The following is a 23,680-nucleotide window of genomic DNA, read 5'->3' as shown; positions in this document are numbered from 1 at the left end:
GGGTCGGGGAGAGGGGGCTCCCGATTTAACGGCCCCCTCTCCCGACCTCGCTGTGCTCGGCCACCCTCTCCCCGCAAGCGGAGAGAGGGGATTGGAGGTAGCCGATCCGCTCACCCTCGACCTGACCGGCTTCGACGGAATCATCGTCTCGCCCGGCGTCCCGCTCAACGCGCATCCGATCCGCGCGCATGCCGCGACCGCGCACGTCCCGATAATCGGCGATATCGAGCTGTTCGCCGAGGCCCGGGCCGATCTGCCGCCGCACAAGGTCGTCGGTATCACCGGCACCAACGGCAAATCGACCACCACCGCGCTGATCCACCATATCTGCGAGACGGCGGGGTTGCCGAGCCTGATGGGCGGCAATATCGGCTTGCCGATCCTGGGGCGCGATCCGCTGCCCGCAGGGGGCATCTATGTGCTGGAGCTGTCGAGCTACCAGATCGATCTGACCCACAGCCTCGATTGCGACGTGGCGGTGCTGCTCAACATCACCCCCGATCATCTCGATCGCTATGACGGCTTTGAAGGCTATGCCGCGTCCAAGGCGCGGCTGTTCGGCATGCAAGCGGGCGATCACGATGCGGTGATCGGGATTGGCGACGCGCCCAGTGCCGCGATTGCGCGTACGCTTTCGAAGCGCGGTGCTCACCTCACCAAGATCGCGCCCGGCCTGTGCATGGATCAGTCGCGCTGGCCGGCCTTGCAGGGCCCGCACAACGCCCAGAACGCGCTCGCCGCGATTGCGGCCTGCGATGCGCTTGGCATCGGCAAGGCCGCTATCGACAAGGGGCTGGAAACCTTCCCCGGCCTGCCGCACCGCATGGAGCGGGTCGCCACGAAGAATGGCGTGCTGTTCGTCAACGATAGCAAGGCGACCAACGCCGATTCCACCGCGCCCGCGCTCTCGGCCTATCCGCGCATTCACTGGATCCTTGGCGGCAAGGCCAAGACCGACGACCTCGACGCCTGCCGGCCGGGCTTTGGCCATGTCGTTCGCGCCTATACGATCGGCGATGCGGGAAGCCTGTTCGCGCGGCTGCTCGCGCCCGAAATGCCGGTCGAGCAAAGCGGCACGCTGGATGCGGCGGTGAAGGCGGCTGCCGCGAACGCGCAGCCCGGCGAAGTGGTGCTCCTGTCGCCCGCCTGCGCCTCGTTCGACCAGTTCAAGGATTATGAGGCGCGCGGACAGGCATTTCGCGATGCTGTGGCGGCGCTCCAATGAACGAGACGACCGAAGGTGCGGAGAGCGGACGGGGGCGGATGAGCAAGCAGCTCGGTCGCGCCAGCCAGAGCCGCGCGGGCATGTGGTTCTGGGAAGTCGATCGGGTGCTGATGGTGCTCGCATTCCTGCTCATTACTATCGGGTTGGTCGCGGTGGCGGCCGCCTCGCCCGCGACCGCGCGGCGCTATTCCGATGCGACCCACATCATGCCGCCCATGTATTATTTCTGGCGTCAGCTCGTCTGGGTTTGCGTCTCGGTACCGGTGCTGATCGCCGTTTCGATGCTGCCGGTAACGCTGGCGCGGCGGCTGTCGCTGATCGGGGCGGGGATCTGCATCCTGATGCTGATGCTGGTGCCGTTTATCGGCGCCGAAGTGAATGGCGCGCGGCGCTGGATCAATCTGGGCGTTTCCGATCTCCAGCCCTCCGAATTCCTCAAGCCGCTGTTCATCGTCTCGACCGCCTGGATATTGTCGTTTCGCGCCAAGGATCCGCAATTGCCGGTGATGGTGATCACCGGCGGGCTGGTCGCGCTGATCGCGGTCTTGCTGATGCTCCAGCCCGATTTTGGGCAGACGATTGTGTTCGGCGTGGTCTGGCTGATCCTGCTGACGATCGCGGGGATCTCGCCGATGGCGATCGGGGTGCTCGGGGGAACGGCGATCGGCGGCGTCGTCGCGGCCTATCTATTCTATGGCACGGCGCGGACGCGCATCGATCACTTCCTGTTTCCCACGAAGGAGGCGGCGCTCGCGGAGCGTTATCAGGTCGAAATGGCGCATAACACGCTTACGGCGGGCGGTCTCACCGGCACGGGCCCGGGCAGCGGCACGGTCAAGTTCCGGCTGCCCGAGGCGCATACCGACTATATCTTCTCGGTCATCGGCGAGGAATTCGGGCTGATCGCCTGCGCGGTGATCGCGATCCTCTATCTCGCCATCGTGATCCGCGTGTTCATGAAGCTGCTGGACGAGGAAGACGCCTTCCGTCTGCTCGCCGCCGCGGGCCTTGCGGCGCAGTTCGGCGTGCAGGCGCTGATCAACATGGCGGTCAACACCGGCATCGCGCCCAGCAAGGGCATGACGCTTCCTTTCATTTCCTATGGCGGGTCGTCGATGGTGGCGCTGTCTATCGGCTTCGGGTTGCTTCTCGCCTTTACCCGGCGAAATCCGTATCTGAAGCGCTCACCCTATACGGGACGCTGGAGCACACCATGAGCAATCCCCGCAGCTACGTCCTCGCCGCCGGCGGCACGGGCGGGCATATGGTCCCCGCAGCAGCCCTTGCGGCCGAGCTGATTTCGCGCGGGCATCACGTCGCTCTGCTCAGCGACGATCGCGGTGTGCGGTTTCCCGGCCTGTTCGAGGATATCGAGACGCATGTTCTGCCCGCGGGCCGGATGGGCGGCGGGCCGCTGGGTTATCTGCGTGCCGGTGCGAAGATCATGGCAGGCCGTTCGATGGCGCGGCGGCTGTACAAGGAATTGCGCCCCTCGGCGGTGATCGGCTTTGGCGGCTATCCCGCTCTGCCGTCGATCCTCGCGGCGTTCCGCGACGGGATCCCCACGATCATCCACGAGCAGAATGCGGTTCTGGGCCGGGTCAACCGCTTCGTCGCGGGCAAGGTGGATGCGATTGCTACGTCCTACGAGGATGTCGAGCGGATGAAGCCGGGCTGGGCGGCCAAGACGCATCTGATCGGCAATCCGGTGCGCGAGGCGGTGCTCAATCTGCGCAACCGGCCTTATCCGATGCTCGACGAGGACGGCATCTTTCGCGTGCTGGTGACGGGCGGGAGCCAAGGCGCCTCGATCCTTTCGCAAGTCGTTCCGGATGGGCTGGCGCTGCTGCCGATCCACTTCCGCCGCCGCATGCAGGTGACGCATCAGGCGCGTGTCGAGGATATCGAAGCCGTGCGCGCCAAGTATAAGGCGCATGACATTCCGGCGGATATCGCCACCTATCTGCCCGACATGCCCGAGCAGCTAGCCTGGGCGCATATCGTGATCGCGCGGGCAGGGGCGTCGACGATCGCCGAGCTGACTGCGGCGGGGCGTCCCGCGATCCTCGTGCCCTTGCCCAGCGCTACCGACGATCACCAGACCGCCAATGCGCGCGAGATCACGGCGGCCGGCGGCGCGCGCGCAATCCCCCAGCGCGCCTTCACTGCCACCGAATTGGCGAAGCAAATCCAGAAACTCGGCCTCGATACCCAGGGGCTTGAGAATGCCGCCTCCCGCGCCAAAAGCTGCGGCCGCCCGCATGCCGCGCGCGATCTTGCGGATTTGGTCGAATCGATTCACGCGCCGACCGCGTCGATCGGCGTCCGCCGCGTCGCAATGAATACCGGAAAGGCCGCTTACGCATGAAGGATTTTGGCGCATGAAGGGCGTCGCGAAGGACATCGGCACTATCCATTTCGTCGGGATTGGCGGCATCGGCATGTCCGGCATCGCGGAAGTGATGCACAATCTCGGCTATTCGGTGCAGGGTTCGGACGTGGCGGAGGGCTATGTTGTCCAGGGCCTGCGCGATCGCGGGATCAAGGTGACGATCGGCCACAATGCCGAGAATCTGGGCGATGCTGCGGTGGTGGTTACCTCCACGGCGATTGTGCGCACCAATCCCGAAGTGGAAGCGGCTTATGAGCGCCGCATTCCTGTGGTGCGGCGCGCGGAGATGCTGGCCGAGCTGATGCGGTTGAAATCGACCGTTGCGGTGGCGGGCACGCATGGCAAGACGACGACCACCTCGATGGTCGCGGCCCTGCTCGATGCGGGTGGGGTGGACCCGACCGTCATCAACGGCGGCATCATCAATCAATATGGCTCCAACGCACGGCTGGGTGACAGCGACTGGATGGTCGTCGAAGCCGATGAGAGCGACGGCAGCTTCCTGCGGCTCGACGGCACGATCGCGGTCGTCACCAACATAGATCCCGAACATCTCGATCATTATGGCTCGTTTGAGAACGCCAAGGACGCCTATGTCGAGTTCGTTGAGAATGTGCCCTTCTACGGCGCCGCCTTGCTGTGCCTCGATCATCCCGAAGTACAGGCGATCATCCCGCGCGTGCGCGACCGGCGGATCGTGACCTATGGCTTTGCTGCCTCGGCGGACGTGCGCGGCGTCAACGTCACGCCCCATGCGGGGGGCAATCGCTTCGAGGCGATCATCCGGCAGCGTGACGGCGGCGTGCGCTCAATCGAAGGCATCGAGCTGCCGATGCCCGGCCGCCACAATGTTCAGAACGCGCTGGCCGCGATCGGCGTGGCGCTGGAGCTCGGCATCCCGGACGTGACCATCCAGAAGGGTTTTGCGCGTTTCGGCGGCGTCAAGCGGCGCTTCACCAAGGTGGGTGAGACCAATGGCGTCACCATCATCGATGATTACGGCCACCATCCGGTTGAGATCCGCGCGGTGCTCGCCGCGGCGCGCGAGAGCGCCGAAGGGCGGGTGATCGCGGTCATGCAGCCGCATCGCTTCACCCGGCTTGGCAATCTGATGGAGGACTTCGCGCAGGCGTTCAACGACGCCGACCTGGTCTATATCACTCCGGTTTATGCCGCAGGCGAATTGCCGCTGGAGGGCGTAAGCTCGGAAGCGCTGGTCGAAGGGATCAAGCGGCGCGGGCATCGCGCCGTCCAGGGTGTCGAGAGCGCGGATCAGCTAGCCAATGCGCTCGCTGACGTCGTCGTGCCGGGCGACATGGTCGTGTGCCTGGGCGCGGGCGACATCACCAAATGGGCGGCAGGGCTGGCCGAGGGCATCGAGGAAGCGCGCGCTTGACCACATGCTACGCCCTTCCGCCGGTTCGCGGCACGGTCGAGCAGCATGGTAGCCTCGCCGACTTCATCTGGTTTCGCACCGGCGGACCGGCGGAGTGGCTGGTGCGCCCCGATGACGTGCCGGGTCTGGCGGCGTTCGTGAGCGCGCTGGACCCTGAAATTCCGGTCCTGCCGGTGGGCGTCGGTTCCAATCTGATCGTGCGCGACGGCGGCGTGCCCGGTGTGGTGATCCGTCTGCCCAAGGCGATGGCGAAGGTTTCGGTTGAGCCCGGCAACCGCGTGCGTGCTGGCGGAGCCGCAATGGGAATTACCGTCGCCAGCGCGGCGCGCGACGCGGGGATTGCGGGACTGGAGTTCCTGCGCGGGATCCCGGGGACGGTCGGCGGCGCAGTGCGAATGAACGCAGGCGCATATGGCCGCGACGCCAGCAATATTCTGGTCGAAGCAACGATTGTGACTCGCGATGGGACACTTACGGTCTGGCCGGCCGCCAAACTGGGCTACACCTACCGCCATTCGGAGGTTCCGGCGGGCGCGATTGTGGTCGAAGCGCTGTTCGAGGGCCTGCGGGGCGACAAGGCGCTGATCGGTGCGGAGATGGACCGCATCGCGGCTGAGCGTGAGGCTTCTCAGCCACTTAGGTCGCGAACCGGAGGCTCGACTTTCAAAAATCCGCCGGGCGCGAAGGCTTGGGAACTGATCGACGCCGCGGGCTGCCGCGGTTTGCGGCGAGGCGATGCGCAGGTCAGCGAAAAACACTGCAATTTCCTGCTCAATCTGGGCAATGCTTCGTCCGAAGATATCGAAGCGTTGGGCGAGGAAGTCCGCGCAAGGGTGAAGGCGCAGTCGGGCGTGGAGCTGGAATGGGAAATCCAGCGGATTGGGGTGAGCAAGTGAACAAGTTGCACGTGGCAGTGCTGATGGGTGGCTGGTCGGCCGAGCGCGAGGTCTCGCTGATGTCCGGCGCCGGTATCAGCGAGGCGCTTGAGAGCCTGGGCCACCGTGTCACCAAGATCGATATGGATCGCGAAGTCGCCGCGAAGCTGGCCGCCGCGAAGCCCGATGTCGTGTTCAACGCGCTGCATGGCACCCCCGGCGAGGACGGCACGGTGCAGGGCATGCTCGATCTGATGGGGCTGAAATACACCCATTCAGGTCTCGTCACTTCGGTGATCGCGATCGACAAGCAGCTTACCAAGCAGGCGCTGGTGCCACACGGCATTCCCATGCCCGGCGGCCGGATGGTGCGCACCGCCGATCTCTACGAAGCCGATCCGCTGCCCCGGCCTTATGTGCTCAAGCCGGTCAACGAAGGCTCGTCGGTCGGCGTTGCGATTGTTACCCAGGAGGGCAATTACGGCAATCCCATCGCCGCCGCCGCCAAGGGGCCCTGGCAGGAATTTGACGAACTGCTCGCCGAGCCCTTCATCCGCGGGCGGGAGCTTACCACGGCGGTGCTCGGCGATCAGGCGCTGGGCGTCACCGAGTTGAAGCCCAAGAGCGGCTTCTACGACTATGACAGCAAATATACCGATGGGCTGACCGAGCATGTCTTCCCGGCGCAGATTCCCGATGAGATCACCGAGGCGTGCAAACGCATCGCGCTGGAGGCGCACAAGCTGCTCGGTTGCAAGGGGGCATCGCGCTCCGATTTCCGCTGGGACGACGAACAGGGCGTAGAAGGGCTGTTCCTGCTCGAAGTGAACACGCAGCCGGGCATGACGCCGCTCAGCCTGGTGCCCGAACAGGCCAAATATCTCGGCATCAGCTATCCCGAGCTCGTCCAGAAGATCATCGACGAGGCGCTCGCATGAGCCGGGCACCGGCCAAGCGCACGGCGACGCGGCGCGGGGCTAAGCCTCGCGCGCGCAAGGCTTCGCGCAAGCAGAAGAAGCCAGGCCTGCTCGATCAGGCACTCGCCGCGCTGCCTGTCAGCCAGACGACGCTGAACCGGATCGCGACCTGGACCATAGTGGGGCTCGCCGGCTTGGGCACGCTGGGCGTGGCCAATTATTTCGGCGTGCCGGCGGCGATTGGAACTGCGGTTGCCGAAACGGTGGGTGAGGCGGGCCTGCGCGTTGACGAAGTCGTGCCGCAGGGCCTCAAGCGCATGAACAAGATGGCGGTATATGACGCGGCGCTCGACCAGTCTTCGCGCGCGATGCCGCTCGTCGATCTGGAACTGATCCGCGAACGCCTGCTCAAATATCCGTGGATCGAGGATGCGCGCGTGTCGCGCCGCCTGCCCAACAAGCTGGTGATCGACATTGTCGAGCGCGAGCCCGCCGCGATCTGGCAAAATCATGGCCAGCTCATGCTGATCGACGCCAAGGGCGTGGCGCTCGAGCCGGTCAAGCGCGAGGCGATGCCGGATCTGCCGCTGATCATCGGTGAAGACGCGAACTCCCAGGAGCCCGCGCGCCGCGCGCTGCTCGACAGCGCACCTGCGCTAAAGCCGCTGGTCCGGGCGGCAAGCTGGATCGGCAACCGGCGCTGGGACATCATCTTCGATACGGGCGAGCGACTGCAATTGCCCGAGGGCGAGGAAGAAGCGGCTGCCACGCTCAAAAAGTTTGCGGAGTTGGACGGTACGCAGCGGCTGCTGGGTAGGGGACATATCGGATTTGACATGCGCGACCCCGGCAAGCTCATAGTGCGCAAACAGGGTACGGTTAATGCGCCGCAAGCAGCGGCATCGGGCGTAGCAGGGGAATAGGGGCATGGCGAAGGTTGCACCGGAAGGGCTGATCACCGCGCTGGACGTTGGCTCGTCCAAGGTATCGGCGCTGATCGCGCAGAAGACCGATGACGGTCAGCTCGTCGTGCTCGGCACCGGCCAGCGCGAGAGCCGCGGCGTCAAGCGCGGTTATGTGGCGGACATGGCCGCGACCGAGCAGGCGATCCGCGAGGCGGTGGAGCAGGCGGAGCGCATCGCCGGACAGAATATCGAGGACGTCTGGGTCAGCTTCTCGGCGGGCGGGCTGGTTTCCGACATCGTCAAGCTGGAAGCCGATCTTGGCGGCCACCGGGTCGAGCAATCGGATATCGACGAATTGCTCACCGCGGGCCGTGACGCGATCGACCCTCAGGGCAAGATGGTGCTGCATGCGCAGCCCACACGCTACACCGTCGACGGGCTCGCGGGGGTCAAGCATCCGCTCGGCCTGCATGCGGACCGGCTGGGAGTCGACATCCACGTCGTCGCGACCGACGGCGCGCCCGTGCGCAATCTCGATCATTGCGTCCGTTCGGCGCATCTGGAGGTCCGCTCGATCATCGCGGCGCCGGTTGCGACCGGTCTCGCCTGCCTGAGCGAGGAGGAGCGCGAGCTGGGCGTGGCGCTGGTCGAGATCGGCGCGGGCGTAACCAATGTGAGCGTGTTTGCGGGTGGCGTGCTGGCCGGGCTCGCATCGATCGCGATGGGTTCGTCGGATATCACCGACGACATCGCATCCGCCTTTGGTACCCAGCGCAGCTGGGCTGAGCGCACCAAATGCTTCCACGGATCGGCCAATCTTTCGCCGCGCGACAATCACGAGATGATCGATGTGGTGCCCGCCACCCCCGAGGCGGGGGACGGGCCGCGCATTACCAAGGCGCAGCTCAACGCGATCATCCGCCAGCGGCTCGAGCGGCTGATGCTCGAAATCCAGAAGGAGCTGCGCAAGCTTGGCTTCAACGATCCGGTCGGCCGCCAGATCGTGCTGACTGGTGGCGGTGCGGATCTGAAGGGCATCGCGGATTACGCGCAGCAATCGCTGGGCAGCGCGGTGCGCGTGGGCCGGGCAAAGGGGCTGGTCGCGCTTCCCGAGGCACATTCCGGACCCGCATTCGCGACGCTTGCGGGGCTTGCGAGGTTCGCGGCGGCGAACCCTATTGATCTGCGCAGCCTTGAGCCCGCGCACCAGTTGGTCACGAAGGCGAGCCCCGGCGCGCTGCTCCAGCGCCTGATGGCGGCGTTCCGTGCGAATTATTAGAGGAAAGCTGTCGATAACTGCGTCTTTCCCTCTAGGCTCGGTGTTGGCGTTGGTGCAGAACGGGACCCACTAGATTTTGCGTCGGCCCAATCCGGCGCGTGGGGAGACCAAGGCGATGAGTATCGATTTCCTTCCGCCCGAGGTGGATGAGCTGACCCCGAAGATCACTGTGATCGGTGTCGGCGGCGCGGGCGGCAACGCCATCGCGAACATGATCCGGGCACAGGTGCAGGGCGTCGATTTCCTCGTCGCCAACACCGACGCGCAGGCGCTCAAACAGTCTGCGGCCAGCAAGCGCATCCAGCTTGGCGCGAAGATCACCCAGGGCCTGGGCGCCGGATCGCGTCCGGAGATCGGTCGTGCGGCAGCCGAGGAGACGATCGATGCCGTGCAGTCCGCGCTGGAAGGCGCGCACATGGTGTTCATCGCGGCCGGCATGGGCGGCGGCACCGGCACCGGTGCGGCCCCGGTCATCGCCAAGATGGCGCGCGACATGGGCATCCTCACCGTCGGTGTGGTGACCAAGCCGTTCTCGTTCGAAGGCAAGCGCCGCGCGCAGAGCGCCGAAGCGGGCATCGATGAGCTGCAGAAATATGTCGATACGCTGATCGTCATCCCGAACCAGAACCTGTTCCTGATCGCCAACGCCAACACGACCTTCAAGGAAGCGTTCGAGCTGGCGGACGAAGTGCTGCAGCAGGGCGTTCGCGGCATCACCGATCTGATGGTCATGCCCGGCCTGATCAACCTCGACTTCGCCGATATCCGCGCAGTGATGCAGGAAATGGGCAAGGCGATGATGGGCACCGGCGAGGCCGAGGGCGACGATCGCGCGCTGATCGCGGCGCAGAAGGCGATCGCCAATCCGCTGCTCGACGGCGTTTCGATGAATGGCGCCAAGGGCGTTATCGTCTCGATCACCGGCGGCGAGGATATGCGCCTGCTCGAAGTCGACGAAGCTGCGAACCATATCCGCGAGCTGGTCGATCCCGACGCGAACATCATTTGGGGTTCGGCGTTCAATCCCGAGTTGGAAGGCAAGATTCGCGTTTCGGTGGTGGCGACCGGCATCGATGCCGAAGCGCAGCCCGCCGTCGCTCCGCGCGCCGCGGAACAGCCGCGCGTATTCTCTTTCTCCACCCCGCGCCGCACCACGGCCGAGCCGGCGGCAGCCGCGCCCGAACCCGAAGCGCCGCAGCCCGGCTTCTCCGAACCCTCTTATGAGGCTGAAGAACCCTCGCCCGCTCCCGAGCCCGTCGCCGAAGCGCCACGCCTGCCCGAGGCCTATGAACCCGAGCCGGTTGCGGAAGTGGCCGCTCCGGATAGCTGGGTCGACGATGGCGGCGACGGGGACGAGCTGGTGCTCGGTTCCGAGGAGGCACCCGAAGCCGATCCCGAGCCGCTGGCACCTTCGGTAGCGGAAGAGCCCACGCCGCAACTGGGCGGCAACCCCACGCGCCGCCGTTGGCTGACGGGCGGCGGCGGCTCCGACGACGAGCCTGCAGCAGAGGCAAAGCCCGCCAAGAAGGCTGGCGGCACCTTGTTCGAACGCATGGCGTCCGCATCGCGCGGCGGTTCCAAATCGTCCGATGACGACGACAAGGATCCGCTCGACATCCCGCGTTTTCTGCGCAGCCAGAACAACCAATAGGCGTTCGTCGCCGCCGTGCCTCGTTTCGGCGAGCACGGCGGCGGTCGTCATTGGCGGTTCAGTCGATGACGCGCAGTCTCCCAACAATGATCCGAATTGAATTCCTTGGCTCTACCGGGCTGATTCTCGCGCTGGGAATCGCTACGCCCGCCGTCGCACAGGAAGTGGTGGCTCCAGCCAATCCCGATGCAGACCGGCTGGCCGGCGAGGTTCGCCGCCTCGCCGCCGATCCGCGCGATACGCAGGCGCTGCTTGACGCGGGCGATCTCAGCGCGCGGCTGGGTGACACGTCCGCTGCCATGTCGTTCTTTGCGCGCGCAGAAGCGATCGACCCCACCAATCCGCGGATTCTTTCCGGCCGTGCATCGACGCTGGTCCGCCTCGAGAGGCCCGGCGAAGCGCTCCGGCTGTTTCAGGCTGCGGAGGCGCGGGGCTTGCGTGTCGCTCAGTTCGCTGGCGATCGCGGCTGGGCCTATGATCTGCTGGGCGCACCGGATCTCGCCCAGCGCGATTATCGCACCGCGCTCGCCGTGTTTCGCGATGATGAGACCGTTCGCCGCTACGCGCTGTCGCTGGGGATCACCGGCGATGTGGAACAGGCGATGAAGGAGCTCGATCCGCTCCTGCGCCGCAGCGATCGCGCCGCGTGGCGCGCGCGCGCCTTCATCCTCGCGATGAATGGCGATATTGCGGGGGCCGATCGCATCGCTACCACGATGATGCCGGGCAATATGGGCGCGGCGCTTTCCCCCTTCTTCCGCCGTCTCGCCGGTCTGGCACCTGCAGACCGTGCGTTCGCGGTGCATTTCGGTGAACTGTCCCCGACCCAGGCGCGGCTTGCCGATGCGCGATTTGCTGCCGACGTGCCGCGCTGGTCGCCGCCGCCAAAGCCCGTCGCTGTAGCTGCCGCAACGCCCATGCCCGTGGTCAAGGTGCAGCCAGAGCGCGTCGTCCGCGACCGCCGTCCGCGTCGCGAGCGCGAGCGAGATGAGCGCGAGGCGGTGGCGGTCGCTGCACGAACACCGGTGCCGCAGCCGGTTGTGACGTCCACCCCCGATCTTCCGCCGCCGCCGCAATATGTCGAGCGTCAGGAGGTTGTGCAGCCCATGCCAGCGCCAGCGCCCGCGCCCGCCCGCACGGCGCCTGCGCCGGTGCGGCTCGCCAGCAGCAACAGCGGCGTGCTGCCCGAACGGTTCTCCGTCGATCGCCCGGCATCGCGCCCGGCAAACTCTGAACCCCAGCCGGAGACGATGCGTGCGCAGCCCGCGCCGTCGCGCCGTATCGGCGGTGAAGATGCGGTGCTTGCGTCGATTATCGACAACATCACCATCCCCGCAGAAGAACTGGAAGCGGTGACCCGCGCGCCCGACCCGATCGTCACTCCCGCGCCAGCGCCCGTTCGCGTAGCTGAGGCGGCGCCGAAGCCGGTTGTCGCCAAGCCGGTAGCCGAAGCCGCAAAGCCCAGGCCTGCCAAGGCGAAGGTCGAGCCAAAGACGCTGCCCGCCAAGACCGATCCGAAGGCCAAGACGCCGGACCCCAAGGCCGCGAAGAAGCCCGATCCGAAGAAACCCGATCCGGCGAAGGCTGAACCGTCACGGGTGTGGGTGCAGGTGGCCGGGGGCGCCAACCCTGCTACATTGTCCAAGGCATGGACGGCAGTCGTGGCGAAGGCTCCTGCGGCGATGAAGGGCAAATCGGCCTGGTCCACGCCGCTGCGCGCGACCAACCGCGTGCTCGCCGGGCCGTTCAAGACGAATGCCGAGGCACAGGCCTTCGTCAACACGCTGGGCAAGGCGGGGGTATCGGCGTTCGTCTTCACGAGCGAGGCGGGCCAGAAGGTCACGCGGTTGCCGGTCAAGTGAGCATGCGCGCGCCCTGGGCGTGCGTACCTACTCAGAGCTGCGGCCGCCTTCACGAAGAACAGACCGGGATCATCCGCGGGCCTCGCGACGCCTTCCAGCGCGATCGCGACCGGATTATCCATTCGATCGCCTTTCGCCGCCTGCGCTCGAAGACGCAGGTTTTCATGGCACCCGATGGTGACCATTTTCGCGTGCGGCTGACCCACAGCCTCGAAGTGGCGCAGATCGGGCGTACCGTTGCGCGCGCGCTTGGGCTGAACGAAGACCTGACCGAAGCGCTCTGCCTCGCCCATGATATCGGCCATCCGCCCTTCGGCCATGCCGGCGAGCGGGCGCTCGAGGAGGCTCTGGCGGGGCAGGGCGGCTTCGATCACAATGGCCATACGCTGCGCACCCTGACGACATTAGAACGGCCCTATCCTGGTTGGGATGGGCTCAACCTGACATGGGACACGCTGGAAGGTCTGGCGAAGCACAACGGCCCGATCTACGAGCCGCAATGGGCGCTCGCCGCCGCCGATGCGCAATTTCCGCTGGCGCTGGAGCAATGGCCGTCGCTGGAGGCACAGGTCGCCGCGATTGCGGACGATATCGCCTATGATAATCACGATATCGACGACGGCCTGCGGGCCGGGCTGCTCAGCCTCGATCAGTTGATGGCGGTGCCGATGATCGAACAGGGCTGGCGCGCTGTGGAGGCGAAATATCCAGGCACGGATCGCAAACGGCTGATCGGCGAGATGGTGCGCTCGCAGATTGGCGCGATGGCCAATGATCTGATCGTGGCGACGCGCACCCGGCTGATCGAAAGCGATGTGCAATCGGTGGGGGATGTGCGCGAAGCGGGACGCTGTCTGGCGCATTTCTCGGATGAGATGCGCGAGGCCGAGCGCGGGCTGAAGGCGTTCATGTACGCCAATCTCTACCACCACCCCGAGCAGCTGGCGGCGGCGGACGCTGCGCACCGGATGGTCGCTGGGCTGTTCGCCGCATATGCCGCAGACCCGAAGCTGATGCCTGCCGAATGGCGCGATGCGCTGCCGGTGGACGAGCCGTGGCGCAGCCGCCACATCGCCGATTTCATCGCGGGCATGACCGATCGCTACGCCATTTCGCGCTATCAGGAGGTGATCGGCCCGATCGATTTGCCGGAAGGGTTTTAAGCTCGGGCCGATCCGATCCAGTTGCGCCGGCTTGACCCCTTGCGCGCTATCCCGATCAGCGCGGTTGCCTCTATCTGCACACCCGTTCGCAGCCTTGCCTCCACGGCTTCGATCACGCGGTCGCGGTCAGCCTCGCCCAACGCCTGCCAGGCGGGCGACCAACCGAATGCGAGCGCGGCATTCTTGCGCGGCCAATCGGCCTCAGGCGTGGCCCATGGCCGCGTGACATGATGCACGGCCTGTGGTGCCAGCCCGGCGCGGGCGAAGGCGGCGTCCATGCGCTCGGGCGTGTTGAACGGCGGGCGACCGGCGAGCGGGGAGCCGAATTCCAGATCGGGAAACAGCGTCGCGATCGCGTCCTGAAACAACAGCGCCGGACCCGCACCCGCTGCGCTCTGCCACGCGCCGACGATCGCGAGACCGCCGGGTCGCAGCACATGTGCCATTTCAGCGAGCCCGGCATCGGGATCGGGGAAGAGCATCACGCCAAAGATCGAGAAGGCGGCGTCGAAAGATCCCTGCGCGAAGGTAAGCGCCTGTCCATCCATCTGGGTGACGCGATAGGCGGCGGCCGGATCAATCTCGGCGGCGCGACGGCGAGCGCGCGCGACCATTGCGCTGGAGAAATCGATCGCATGTGCCTCCGCCTCGGCCCGCAGTGCGGGCAGCAACAACGCCCCGACGCCCGTCGCGACGTCGAGAATTTTCGCACCCTTTGCGAGATCGGCCAATCGCCACGCCTCTTCGGCGAACTGGCGGGTGAAGGCATCTCCCTCGGCTTCATATTGCTCGGCGGTACGCTCCCAATGCTCGCGCATCGCGTCTGGTTTGGAGGGGTCGGTCATGCATTTCCGGTACATGATACAATATATCACGGTCAAGCGGGCGTGTCCTGCGCGCTTGCACGACGGGAAAATTCCTAGCACGCGTGGGGAATGATCTATCTGACGCTGTTCGCTGTCGTGCTTGGCGTGAACCTGCTGCCCGCTTTCGGGCCGCCGACCTGGTCGATCATTGTCTTTTTCCAGCTGAACAATGCGCTCCCGGTCTGGGCGGTGGTGATCGTGGCGGCAACCGCGTCGGTGCTCGGTCGGCTTAGCCTCGCTTATGGCGCGCGGCTGTTCGCCGATCGCTTGCCTGCGCGGACGCAGGCGAACCTCGATACCGCGCGTGAGGCTGTGGCCCGGCGCAAGCACAATCTCTGGATCGGGCTGGCGCTGTTCGCGCTTTCGCCGCTCCCTTCGGGCCAGTTGTTCATGGCAGTGGGGCTCGCGCGCATTCCGATCCTGGGCTTCACGCTCGCCTTCTTCGCGGGACGGATCGTCTCGTACACTCTCTATGCCTATGGCGCGCAGTCGATCCGCAAGTCCGATCTCGGCGCGGTCTTCGCAGAGAGTTTTTCGAGCGGCTGGGGCATCGCGCTGCAGGTCGTTATGCTGGTCGGGCTGGTGGGGCTGACCAAGATCAACTGGTCGAAGCTGCTCGGGGGCCGCAATGCCGAAGGTGACGAAGGCACAGAGGTGCGCTAGAGCGCGCGCTTCCCGTAACCATCGGACCCCAAAATGACCCTCTACGCCCGTTTTGCCGCCCATATCGACGCTGCGCTGGATGCCATGGTGGCCTCCGGCGATCTTCCGGCGGGCGTGGAGCGACGCAACGTGACGGTCGAGCCGCCGCGCGATCCCTCGCATGGCGATCTGGCGACCAACGCGGCGATGGTGCTGGCCAAGCCCGCGGGCACCAATCCGCGCGCGCTGGCAGAGAAGCTGGCGGACGAGCTGGAGAAGCTGGGCGAGGTCCAGTCGGTGAGCGTTGCCGGGCCGGGCTTCATCAACATGACGCTGACCGACGCCACCTGGCGCGACGAGCTTCAGGCGATCCTCGATGCGGGTGAGGGCTATGGCCGCTCGACGCTCGGCGAGGGCGTGACCGTCAATGTCGAATATGTCTCCGCCAACCCGACCGGCCCGATGCACATGGGCCATTGCCGCGGCGCGGTGGTCGGCGATGCGCTCGCCTCTCTCCTCGAATATGCCGGGCACAAGGTCGTCCGCGAATATTATGTCAACGATGCGGGCGGCCAGGTCGACGTTCTCGCGCGTTCGGCGCACCTGCGCTACCGCGAGGCACTGGGCGAGGATATCGGCGAGATCCCCGAGGGGCTCTATCCGGGCGACTATCTGAAGCCTGTCGGCGATGCGCTGGCGCACCGCTATGGCCCGAAATTCGTCGACGCGCCCGAGAGCGAGTGGCTGGCCGAGTTCCGCAAGACCGCGGTTGCCGATATGCTCGTCATGATCAAGGCGGATCTGGCGCTGCTCGGCATCCATCACGACCTGTTCTCGTCAGAAGCCGAGCTGCAGGCGGCGGGCAAGCCGGCCGATGCCGAGGCGTGGCTGCGCGCGCGCGACCTGGTCTATGACGGTGTGCTCGAAGCGCCCAAGGGCGAGACGCCCGAGGATTGGGAGCCGGTTGAACTGCCGCTGTTCCGCTCGACCAAATTCGGCGACGATCAGGATCGCCCGATCAAGAAGTCGGATGGCCGCTGGACCTATTTCGGCGCCGACCTCGCTTATCATTTCCAGAAGGCGCAGTCGGCCGATCAGCTTATCGATATCTGGGGCGCGGACCATGCCGGCACGGTCAAGCGGATCGTCGCGGCCGTTGCGGCGCTGACTGAGGGCAAGACCCGCTTCGACGTCAAGCTCGTCCAGATGGTGCGGCTGCTGCGCGGCGGCGAGCCGGTGAAGATGTCGAAGCGCGCCGGCAATTTCGTCACCCTGGCCGATGTCGTGCAGGAAGTGGGCAAGGACGTGGTCCGCTTCACGATGCTGACCCGCAAGGCCGATGCGCAGATGGATTTCGATTTCGCCAAGGTGGTCGAAGCGTCGAAGGACAATCCGGTCTTCTACGTCAACTATGCCAATGCCCGCATCGCAAGCCTTCAGCGCAAGGCGCAGGAGGCGGGTATCGACTGTCCCAATGCGGAACTGTCCCTGCTTGATACGGATGAGCTGAGCGTCGTGAAGCTTGCCGCGCAGTTCCCGCGGATCGTCGAGGCTGCGGCACTCGCCCGCGAGCCGCATCGAATCGCTTTTTATCTCTATGACTTGGCTGCCGCTTTTCACGCGCTGTGGAATCAGGGCAACGATAATCCCGATCGCCGCTTCCTGTTACCTGACAATACAGGGTTAACGTGCGCACGGCTTTATCTGGCGCGCGGGATCGGGCAAATCATCCGAAACGGCCTCGGAATCATGGGGGTCGACGCCGTTCAGGAGATGAAGTGATGAGCAGGGAACCCGGTTTTGGCGACGATGATCGCCTGCCGTGGCTTGAAACGGTGGAAGAGGATTATCGCGAAGGCCCGTCCTTCGGCCGGATCCTGCTGCTCATCTTCCTGCTCTTGCTCGTCATCGGCGCCGCTGCGGGCGGCTATTACTGGTACAAGCAGCACCAGGGGCTGACGGGCAACGGCCAGCTCATCAACGCCCAGGAAGGCGATTACAAGGTGAAGCCCGACGAGCCCGGCGGCCAGGTGGTCGAAGGGGAGGGCGACACGGTCTTTTCGACCAGCCAGGGAAATATCAGCAACGCCGCGATCAACGCGAGCGCCGGGCCGGAGGCCCCGGTCGATGGGGCGAAGGCTCCCGTGCCGACCAATACCGATCCCGGAAGCAAGACCGCTAAGATCGTGGTTCCCGCGCCGGGTGCCAAGCCGACCGCGCCTGCGCCGGTTAACAGCGGCTCGGGCGCGCTGATCCAGCTTGGTGCGTTCCCGGACGAAGCGGGCGCGAACACGGCGTGGAGCCGTATGTCGAAGCGCTTTCCCTATCTCGCGCCGCTCGGCAAATCGGTCGAGCGCGGCGAAAAGGATGGCAAGACGGTGTTCCGCCTGCGCGTCAATGCGGGGTCGAACGGCCAGGCCAAGGATATCTGCGGCAAGCTGAAAGACGCGGGCGAGAATTGCTACGTCGCTAATTGATTGGTCCTCCCCGTGCGGGGGAGGATCGGCTAAGGCGGAGGCATGAAGCCTGTAATCTTTGGCGTTTCCGGCCACACGCTCACCCAGGATGAACGCGCCTTTTTCAAGGATGCCGATCCGCTCGGCTATATCCTGTTCAAGCGTAACTGCGGCGATCGCGTGCAGATGCGCGCGCTGACGGACAGCATCCGCGACCTTACCGGGCGGGCCGACGTGCCGATCCTGATAGATCAGGAGGGTGGCCGCGTCGCGCGGATGCAGGCGCCGGTCTGGCCGGAATTTCCGGCGGGCTCGGCGTTCAACGCGCTGTATGAAACCGCCCCGATCTCCGCGATCGAGGCGGCGCGCGCCAATTATCATGCGTTGGGGCTGATGCTTTACGAAGTGGGTGTGAACGTGGATTGCGCGCCCTTGCTCGACGTCGTCCAGCCCGAAGTGACGCAGGCGATCGGAGACCGCGCTTTCGGCGGCGATCCGATGCAGGTGGCGGCGCTGGGCCGCGCAGCGATTGAGGGGCTGCGCCGGGGCGGCGTGGTCGGCGTGGTCAAGCATATGCCGGGGCATGGCCGGGCATTGGTCGACAGCCATCTGGAGCTGCCGCGCGTCACGGCCGACGCCGCTACGCTGGAAGTCGATATCGAGCCCTTCCGCAGCAACAACCAGGCGCCGATGGGCATGACCTGTCACGTCGTGTTCGAAGCATGGGATGCCGAGAGGCCGGCGACGCTGTCGCGTAAGGTGATTTCCGAGATCGTGCGGGGGAGCATCGGCTTTGACGGGCTGTTGATGACCGACGACATCGACATGAAGGCGCTCTCCGGCACACCCGGCGAGAAGGCCGCGCAGGCGCTCGATGCCGGCTGTGACGTGGTGCTCGATTGCTGGGCGCGGATGGACGAGATGATCGAGATCGTCGGCCTGATCGATGATGCAACGCCGGAGTGCATTGCGCGGCTCGATCGTGCGATGGAAACCGTCGCAGACGGCGCGCAGCAGCCAGGGATGGTCGAGCTCATCGCGATCCGCGACGAATTGCTCGCGCTCGCCTGAAGCTCGATTTTAAAGCCCGGCGCTACGAGGCGGCCCGCGCGCCCATCCGCTCATTCGTCACCTCGGCCCAAGGCCGGGGTGACAGGTCGGGGGCGCTCTGCTTAACTCCTTCGCGATGAGCGAAGAAGCGCCCGAGATCCTCACGATCGATATCGACGGCTGGGAAGGGCCGCTCGATCTGTTGCTCGCGCTTGCGCGGACGCAGAAGGTGGATCTGCGCCAGCTTTCGATCCTGGAGCTGGTCGATCAATATATCGCCTTCGTGAACGAGGCGCGCGCGCTTCGCCTGGAGCTGGCCGCTGATTATCTGGTGATGGCGGCATGGCTGGCATATCTCAAATCGGGGTTGCTGCTGCCGCGCAATCCGGAGGAATCGCCCAGCCCCGAAGAGCTGGCGCTCCGCCTGCAACTGCGCCTCGAACGCCTGAACGCGATGCGCGAGGCGGGCGCGCGACTGGTCGCGCGTGACCGGCTGGGCCGTGATATCTTCCGCCGGGGCGCGCCCGAGGGGCTGCGCGTCCTGCGAAAGGCGAATTGGGAAGCGGAAATCTATGATCTGATCGCCGCGTATGGCCGGATCAGCGCGCGCACCCGCCCGGTGATGCACGTCGTCGCGGTGCGCGACGTGATGACGCTGGAGGAAGCGATAGAGCGCGTCTCCACGCTGATCGGCTCGCGCGTGGACTGGACGACGATAGAGAGCTTCCTTCCGGAAGGCGCCACGGGCACCTATCGCAAATCGGCGCTGGCATCGTCCTTCGTCGCTGCGCTGGAGCTGGCCAAGCAGGGCAGGGTAGAGCTCCAGCAGAAATCCGCCTTCGCGCCTCTATATCTCAAGGCCAGTGCATGAATCCGCAGGACGAACTCACCCGCGCGGTCGAAGCCGTATTGTTCGCCTCCGAGCATCCAATGACGGTGGACGAGATCAAGGCACATGTCGGCGCGGAAGCCGATGTCCGCGGCGCGCTCGCGGATCTGGGGGAAATCTATGCGGGCCGGGGAATCGAGATCGTCCGTCGCGGCGACCGATGGCATTTCCAGACGGCCGCCGATCTCGCGCATCTGCTCCGCCGCGATCGTGAGGAATCACGCAAGCTCAGCCGCGCGGGAATCGAGACGCTGGCGATCATCGCCTATCACGAACCGGTCACCCGCGCGGAGATCGAGGCGATACGCGGCGTGCAGATCAGCAAGGGCACGATCGACGTGCTGATGGAGGCGGGCTGGGTGCGCCCGGCCGGCCGCCGCGAAGTGCCTGGTCGCCCGCTCACCTATGCGACGACAGCGGGATTCCTCACCCATTTCGGCCTCGCCAGCCGTCGCGACCTGCCCGGCATGGACGACCTGAAGGCGGCGGGGCTGCTCGATCCCGTCGATCTGGCGTTCGAGGGTTTGGAAGATTCCGGGGATAGCGCTGACGCCGAGGTGGAAACCGCGGGCCAAGAGGACTAGATATGTCCGGAATCAAGGAGAGTTTCGATGGGTGGTTTTAGCCTGGTGCACTGGATCGTGCTCGGCGTGGTGGCGATCCTGCTGCTCGGCGGCGGTCGTTTCTCGAACATGATGGGCGACGTCGCCAAGGGTATCAAACAGTTCAAGAAGGGCATGGCAGAAGACGACGACGAGAAGCCCGCCACGCGTATCGAAAGCAAGAAGGCTGCCGATCCAGCCTATGACGTCGAGGCCGAGCGCACCCGCGAGGAGCGTTGAGCCAGCTGTCCTGCGCGGCCTGCGCCGTGCCGTATCCGGTCATGACCGATGCTTGATTTCAACGCCCCGGAGTTCCTTGTCGTCGCGATCGTCGCTTTGCTGGTGATCGGGCCGAAGGACCTGCCCAAGGCGATGCGCTTTGTCGGCAAATGGGTCGGCAAGGCGCGGGGAGTCGCGCGCCAGTTCCGTTCGGGTTTTGATTCCATGGTCCGCGAAGCCGAGCTGGCCGAGATGGAGAAGCAATGGGCGGCCGAGAATGAGCGGATCATGCGCGAGCATCCCGTCGCCTCGCTGCCTTCGCCCCAGCCCGAGCATTTCGATACGGAGCCTTTCGACGCTGCGGATGCACCGCCGGTGATGGTCGAGCAGCCCGAGATCGCCGAGGAAGCGCAGTTCGATCTGCTGGGCGAGCCTGCCGTGGCGCCGAAGGCGAAGCGCGCTCGCAAGTCCAAAGGCGCCGCCGCCGGGAGTCCGGCGGAATGAACGATATCGACGATACCCAGGCGCCTTTGATCGAGCACCTGATCGAGCTGCGCCGCCGTCTGCTTTATTGCGTGGCCGCTCTGTTCGTCACCTTCGCGATCGGCTTTTATTTCTCGCAGCAGATCTTCTCGTTCCTGGTCCGCCCGCTTGCCGCGGCGGGCCAGAGCAAGGTGATCTATACCGAAATCTTCGAGGCATTCTTCGTCCAAGTGAAGATCGCCTTCTTCACTGCGCTGATGGTGTCGTTCCCCGTCATCGCGAACCAGCTCTGGCAATTCGTGGCCCCGGGGCTCTACCGCAGGGAGAAGAAGGCGCTGCTGCCCTTCCTCCTGGCGACGCCCCTGTTGTTCCTGACCGGGGCCACATTGGCCTATACGATCGCAATCCCCACCGCGCTGCACTTCCTGCTCAGCTATCAGGGACAGATCGGCAGCGGCGTCGAGCAGATGGCCTTGCCCGCGATCGGCAAATATCTCGATTTCATCATGCAGTTCCTGTTCGCGTTCGGCATCACCTTCCTGTTGCCCGTGCTGCTGATGCTGCTCGAGCGTTCGGGCATCGTCACCTACGAACAGTTGAAGGGTGCGTGGCGCTATGCGGTGGTTGCGGCGTTCGCGGTTGCTGCGGTGCTTACACCGCCCGACGTGGTGTCGCAGCTGTTGCTCGCATTCCCCCTCATCGCGCTCTATTTCATCGCGTTGCTGGGCATCAAGTTCACCCGCAGCCGGCGGGAGCGCGATGCCGAGTCTGAGGCTTCGGCCTGAGGCCCCCCCTGCGGCGCAGGAGAGGCCGGCCCGCTTATTTGTTGTCGTCGGCAGCGTTGGCCACGGTTTCGCCGGCTGAGGCCACGTCGCGGCCTACGCCCTCCACGGTGTTGCACGCCGAAACCAGGATCGCGCCCGCCAGTGCGGCGCAGGTGAAAATCTTACGCATCGGAACTCTCCATTGGCCCTTTGGGGCCGGGAGGGGAATGCGTGAGCCGCGCAAAACGTTCCGGACATGAAAAAGGACCTTGTCGGGGTCCTGTGCGGAAAAACGCTGGTTTCTGAAAGTTGTAGGCCCGGGAGCGTCACCGGGGGGGAGGGGTTGACGCTTCCGGGCCCATGTCTTGGATAGCGAGAGCGGGGGGCAAAAGGTCACTATCCGAAGTACAAAACCCGCAACGCGCTCCCGGGTTCCATCGTATGCAAAATTATTTCATCTTTTTTAGACGGCCAGACCGCCCTTTCCGGTGATCGCGATGGAGGCTTCGTAGGCGCCGGTCAGCGGATCGTGATGCAGCTTGGTGCGAAGCTGGCGGGCAAGGCCGCCCAGCACCCGTCCATAGCGATTTTCGAGCAGTTCGACGAGCTCGGGGCTCTCGACCAATGCGGGGGACACCACGCGCAACGTCGCCCGGTCGTCCTCCGGCCCGGCCTTCACCGATATGCGGATCTGCGCACCGGCCATGCGCATCATCGCCAGCTCGATAATCTCGGTGAGCAGGAACGCGACCGCCGTCGCCACGTCCTGGTTGACGAGCACCGGCTCGGTTTCGATCGTGATGCCCAGCGCCGCCGAATGCTCGGGGGCTGTCGCGCGGATATTGGCCGCGAGTTCGCCGATCACCGATCGCAGCTCCAGCCCGCGATTTTCCTCCATCTCGGCATAATGGTTGCGATGCACCACCGCGAGCGCGTCGACGCGGCGCTGGATCGAGGCATAGGCCTCGCTCGCCTCGGCGCTCTTCGCTCCGCGCGCGTGGAAGTTGATCAGGCTGGCGATCACCTGAAGATTGTTCTTCACCCGGTGATGCACTTCGCGCGTCAGCTTGGTCTGGCGCACCAGCCCCTCGGCCAGATCGGCTTCGTGCGCCTGTACGGTGCGGGTAATCTCGCGAAAGGTCTCGCCGAGTTCGCGTATTTCCTGCGCCGGCAATTCGCCGATCCGCTTGATGTCGAGCACTTCGCCTGGCGTGTACGCCCCTACGCTGGCGCGCAGGCGCCGCAGCGGCCGGATGAGCAGGATGTCGACCACCGCCCATCCGATGAGCGCCGATGCGATCCACATGATCACCATCAGCACGGTGCTGACGATCAGCGGCGAGGTGATCGGGGTGCCCGGCACGGACATGTCGATCGCCAGACCGTCGATTTGGATCGGATCGTGCGCGGTTTCGCGACGATCCAGCACCCCGGCACCTGGCAGCGCGCGCAACTGCAGGCGCTCGTCGCCCTTGGTCAGCTCCAGCGCATATTCGGGGACGAAGCCGTTGGGCCGCGCGATCGTGTTCAGCAGCGCGGCCGGATAATAAGCGACGGCGCTCGCCCCGTCATGCCCGCCGATCCGCACCGACACGCCGTTATCGACGATCCTGGCCTGCAATTGCCCGGGGTCTAGCAGCGCCGCGCCCGATAGGCTGAAGCGCTCGCCGCAAAGGACCTTTCCCGAACCGCCGAGCACCGCGAAACGCGCCGATCCTTGCGACCCGAACGTACCGGCCAGCCTGGTGCATGCCGGCGCGTCGCCCGGATTTGCCTCCAGCGCCGCCAGCCCCTCTTTCAGCTGGGCGATATGGTTGCTCAGCACGGTGTTCAGCGTGCCGGCGCTTTCCCCGGCCATCGCGCGCAGCCGCTCGCGGCGTTCGTTGCTTACGGTCTGCGTGGTCTGGATGGTGATGAAGAGTGTGATCAACGCCAGGGGCAGCAACGCGCCCACCAGGATCAGGAACAGCTTGGCCCCGGTCGGCATGCGCGCCAGCGCCGCCACAGGAGCCCTGCTGCGCTTCTGTGGTTCCGGCGTTTCCAT

The 23,680-nt window shown here is 65.5% G+C and carries 23 protein-coding genes; 20 read left to right on the top strand and 3 right to left on the bottom strand.

Annotated elements, in window-relative coordinates; translation table 11 throughout:
• The first annotated feature begins 91 nt into the window (after positions 1-91).
• The 11 genes from murD (at position 92) to SSO01S_RS05605 (ending at position 13,665) form a co-directional block, all read left to right on the top strand.
• Complete coding sequence (gene murD / locus SSO01S_RS05655; protein WP_066796513.1) at positions 92-1,225, top strand: UDP-N-acetylmuramoyl-L-alanine--D-glutamate ligase; 1,134 nt, start codon at positions 92-94, stop codon at positions 1,223-1,225.
• Complete coding sequence (locus SSO01S_RS05650; RefSeq protein WP_066796511.1) at positions 1,222-2,442, top strand: FtsW/RodA/SpoVE family cell cycle protein; 1,221 nt, start codon at positions 1,222-1,224, stop codon at positions 2,440-2,442. The genes murD and SSO01S_RS05650 overlap by 4 nt, the downstream gene beginning before the upstream one ends.
• Positions 2,439-3,593: an undecaprenyldiphospho-muramoylpentapeptide beta-N-acetylglucosaminyltransferase gene (gene murG / locus SSO01S_RS05645; RefSeq protein WP_066796509.1), complete on the top strand. Its 1,155-nt coding sequence runs from the start codon at positions 2,439-2,441 to the stop codon at positions 3,591-3,593. The genes SSO01S_RS05650 and murG overlap by 4 nt, the downstream gene beginning before the upstream one ends.
• Positions 3,594-3,606: 13 nt before the next feature.
• Positions 3,607-5,013, top strand: coding sequence for a UDP-N-acetylmuramate--L-alanine ligase (murC, locus tag SSO01S_RS05640; protein WP_066796507.1), 1,407 nt, complete (start codon positions 3,607-3,609; stop codon positions 5,011-5,013).
• A complete protein-coding gene (murB, locus tag SSO01S_RS05635; RefSeq protein ID WP_066796505.1) occupies positions 5,010-5,909 on the top strand; it encodes a UDP-N-acetylmuramate dehydrogenase in 900 nt (299 codons plus the stop codon). Before murC ends, murB begins: the two co-directional genes overlap by 4 nt.
• Entirely contained in the window at positions 5,876-6,826 is a 951-nt protein-coding gene (locus SSO01S_RS05630) for a D-alanine--D-alanine ligase (RefSeq protein ID WP_066796502.1), read from the top strand. The genes murB and SSO01S_RS05630 overlap by 34 nt, the downstream gene beginning before the upstream one ends.
• Positions 6,823-7,728 (top strand): cell division protein FtsQ/DivIB, encoded by a 906-nt coding sequence (locus SSO01S_RS05625; protein ID WP_066796499.1) that lies wholly within the window; start codon positions 6,823-6,825, stop codon positions 7,726-7,728. Before SSO01S_RS05630 ends, SSO01S_RS05625 begins: the two co-directional genes overlap by 4 nt.
• A gap of 4 nt (positions 7,729-7,732) precedes the next feature.
• Positions 7,733-8,989, top strand: a complete 1,257-nt coding sequence (ftsA, locus tag SSO01S_RS05620; protein WP_066796496.1) for a cell division protein FtsA — start codon at positions 7,733-7,735, stop codon at positions 8,987-8,989.
• A 115-nt stretch (positions 8,990-9,104) separates the two neighbouring features.
• Positions 9,105-10,640 carry a cell division protein FtsZ gene (gene ftsZ, locus SSO01S_RS05615; RefSeq protein ID WP_066796493.1) on the top strand — a complete coding sequence of 512 codons (1,536 nt, stop codon included), beginning with the start codon at positions 9,105-9,107 and terminating at the stop codon, positions 10,638-10,640.
• A gap of 86 nt (positions 10,641-10,726) precedes the next feature.
• Positions 10,727-12,502 carry an SPOR domain-containing protein gene (locus SSO01S_RS05610; protein ID WP_066796490.1) on the top strand — a complete coding sequence of 592 codons (1,776 nt, stop codon included), beginning with the start codon at positions 10,727-10,729 and terminating at the stop codon, positions 12,500-12,502.
• Positions 12,499-13,665 (top strand): deoxyguanosinetriphosphate triphosphohydrolase, encoded by a 1,167-nt coding sequence (locus SSO01S_RS05605; protein ID WP_066796487.1) that lies wholly within the window; start codon positions 12,499-12,501, stop codon positions 13,663-13,665. The genes SSO01S_RS05610 and SSO01S_RS05605 overlap by 4 nt, the downstream gene beginning before the upstream one ends.
• On the opposite strand, the gene SSO01S_RS05600 is transcribed toward SSO01S_RS05605, so the two are convergent.
• Positions 13,662-14,510 carry a class I SAM-dependent methyltransferase gene (locus SSO01S_RS05600; RefSeq protein WP_169798321.1) on the bottom strand — a complete coding sequence of 283 codons (849 nt, stop codon included), beginning with the start codon at positions 14,508-14,510 and terminating at the stop codon, positions 13,662-13,664. The two genes, SSO01S_RS05605 and SSO01S_RS05600, sit on opposite strands and share 4 nt — an antisense overlap.
• 90 nt (positions 14,511-14,600) lie before the next feature.
• Between SSO01S_RS05600 and SSO01S_RS05595 the strand changes: the two genes are divergently transcribed.
• The 9 genes from SSO01S_RS05595 (at position 14,601) to tatC (ending at position 21,657) form a co-directional block, all read left to right on the top strand.
• Positions 14,601-15,194 (top strand): hypothetical protein, encoded by a 594-nt coding sequence (locus SSO01S_RS05595; protein ID WP_066796481.1) that lies wholly within the window; start codon positions 14,601-14,603, stop codon positions 15,192-15,194.
• Positions 15,195-15,227: 33 nt separating this feature from the next.
• Positions 15,228-16,955, top strand: a complete 1,728-nt coding sequence (gene argS / locus SSO01S_RS05590) for an arginine--tRNA ligase (protein ID WP_066796478.1) — start codon at positions 15,228-15,230, stop codon at positions 16,953-16,955.
• Positions 16,955-17,650, top strand: a complete 696-nt coding sequence (locus SSO01S_RS05585; RefSeq protein WP_066796475.1) for an SPOR domain-containing protein — start codon at positions 16,955-16,957, stop codon at positions 17,648-17,650. The genes argS and SSO01S_RS05585 overlap by 1 nt, the downstream gene beginning before the upstream one ends.
• 42 nt (positions 17,651-17,692) lie before the next feature.
• Entirely contained in the window at positions 17,693-18,700 is a 1,008-nt protein-coding gene (gene nagZ / locus SSO01S_RS05580; RefSeq protein ID WP_066796472.1) for a beta-N-acetylhexosaminidase, read from the top strand.
• Between the two features lie 115 nt (positions 18,701-18,815).
• Positions 18,816-19,550 (top strand): segregation and condensation protein A, encoded by a 735-nt coding sequence (locus tag SSO01S_RS05575; protein WP_066796464.1) that lies wholly within the window; start codon positions 18,816-18,818, stop codon positions 19,548-19,550.
• Complete coding sequence (gene scpB, locus SSO01S_RS05570) at positions 19,547-20,152, top strand: SMC-Scp complex subunit ScpB (RefSeq protein ID WP_066796461.1); 606 nt, start codon at positions 19,547-19,549, stop codon at positions 20,150-20,152. The genes SSO01S_RS05575 and scpB overlap by 4 nt, the downstream gene beginning before the upstream one ends.
• A gap of 27 nt (positions 20,153-20,179) precedes the next feature.
• Positions 20,180-20,410: a twin-arginine translocase TatA/TatE family subunit gene (locus tag SSO01S_RS05565; protein WP_066796458.1), complete on the top strand. Its 231-nt coding sequence runs from the start codon at positions 20,180-20,182 to the stop codon at positions 20,408-20,410.
• Positions 20,411-20,458: 48 nt separating this feature from the next.
• Positions 20,459-20,893 (top strand): Sec-independent protein translocase protein TatB, encoded by a 435-nt coding sequence (tatB, locus tag SSO01S_RS05560; RefSeq protein ID WP_066796455.1) that lies wholly within the window; start codon positions 20,459-20,461, stop codon positions 20,891-20,893.
• Positions 20,890-21,657: a twin-arginine translocase subunit TatC gene (tatC, locus tag SSO01S_RS05555; RefSeq protein WP_066796452.1), complete on the top strand. Its 768-nt coding sequence runs from the start codon at positions 20,890-20,892 to the stop codon at positions 21,655-21,657. The genes tatB and tatC overlap by 4 nt, the downstream gene beginning before the upstream one ends.
• Before the next feature lie 34 nt (positions 21,658-21,691).
• Here the strand turns inward: tatC and SSO01S_RS05550 are convergent, their stop codons facing one another.
• On the bottom strand, positions 21,692-21,826 hold the full coding sequence (locus tag SSO01S_RS05550; protein ID WP_066796450.1) for an entericidin A/B family lipoprotein: 135 nt from the start codon (positions 21,824-21,826) through the stop codon (positions 21,692-21,694).
• A gap of 273 nt (positions 21,827-22,099) precedes the next feature.
• Positions 22,100-23,680 (bottom strand): sensor histidine kinase, encoded by a 1,581-nt coding sequence (locus SSO01S_RS05545; protein ID WP_066796448.1) that lies wholly within the window; start codon positions 23,678-23,680, stop codon positions 22,100-22,102.

This window comes from Sphingomonas soli NBRC 100801, assembly GCF_001591025.1.
Lineage (GTDB): Bacteria > Pseudomonadota > Alphaproteobacteria > Sphingomonadales > Sphingomonadaceae > Sphingomonas > Sphingomonas soli.
This window is presented reverse-complemented; position numbering and strand designations above follow the sequence as displayed.

Coding starts and splice junctions, on each gene's coding strand:
- SSO01S_RS05650 (WP_066796511.1), top strand. CDS start 1,222: ATGAACGAGACGACCGAAGGTGCGGAGAGCGGACGGGGGCGGATGAGC.
- murG (WP_066796509.1), top strand. CDS start 2,439: ATGAGCAATCCCCGCAGCTACGTCCTCGCCGCCGGCGGCACGGGCGGG.
- murC (WP_066796507.1), top strand. CDS start 3,607: ATGAAGGGCGTCGCGAAGGACATCGGCACTATCCATTTCGTCGGGATT.
- SSO01S_RS05630 (WP_066796502.1), top strand. CDS start 5,876: ATGGGAAATCCAGCGGATTGGGGTGAGCAAGTGAACAAGTTGCACGTG.
- SSO01S_RS05625 (WP_066796499.1), top strand. CDS start 6,823: ATGAGCCGGGCACCGGCCAAGCGCACGGCGACGCGGCGCGGGGCTAAG.
- ftsA (WP_066796496.1), top strand. CDS start 7,733: ATGGCGAAGGTTGCACCGGAAGGGCTGATCACCGCGCTGGACGTTGGC.
- ftsZ (WP_066796493.1), top strand. CDS start 9,105: ATGAGTATCGATTTCCTTCCGCCCGAGGTGGATGAGCTGACCCCGAAG.
- SSO01S_RS05610 (WP_066796490.1), top strand. CDS start 10,727: ATGATCCGAATTGAATTCCTTGGCTCTACCGGGCTGATTCTCGCGCTG.
- SSO01S_RS05600 (WP_169798321.1), bottom strand. CDS start 14,510: ATGACCGACCCCTCCAAACCAGACGCGATGCGCGAGCATTGGGAGCGT.
- SSO01S_RS05595 (WP_066796481.1), top strand. CDS start 14,601: ATGATCTATCTGACGCTGTTCGCTGTCGTGCTTGGCGTGAACCTGCTG.
- argS (WP_066796478.1), top strand. CDS start 15,228: ATGACCCTCTACGCCCGTTTTGCCGCCCATATCGACGCTGCGCTGGAT.
- SSO01S_RS05585 (WP_066796475.1), top strand. CDS start 16,955: ATGAGCAGGGAACCCGGTTTTGGCGACGATGATCGCCTGCCGTGGCTT.
- nagZ (WP_066796472.1), top strand. CDS start 17,693: ATGAAGCCTGTAATCTTTGGCGTTTCCGGCCACACGCTCACCCAGGAT.
- SSO01S_RS05575 (WP_066796464.1), top strand. CDS start 18,816: ATGAGCGAAGAAGCGCCCGAGATCCTCACGATCGATATCGACGGCTGG.
- scpB (WP_066796461.1), top strand. CDS start 19,547: ATGAATCCGCAGGACGAACTCACCCGCGCGGTCGAAGCCGTATTGTTC.
- SSO01S_RS05565 (WP_066796458.1), top strand. CDS start 20,180: ATGGGTGGTTTTAGCCTGGTGCACTGGATCGTGCTCGGCGTGGTGGCG.
- tatB (WP_066796455.1), top strand. CDS start 20,459: ATGCTTGATTTCAACGCCCCGGAGTTCCTTGTCGTCGCGATCGTCGCT.
- tatC (WP_066796452.1), top strand. CDS start 20,890: ATGAACGATATCGACGATACCCAGGCGCCTTTGATCGAGCACCTGATC.
- SSO01S_RS05550 (WP_066796450.1), bottom strand. CDS start 21,826: ATGCGTAAGATTTTCACCTGCGCCGCACTGGCGGGCGCGATCCTGGTT.
- SSO01S_RS05545 (WP_066796448.1), bottom strand. CDS start 23,680: ATGGAAACGCCGGAACCACAGAAGCGCAGCAGGGCTCCTGTGGCGGCG.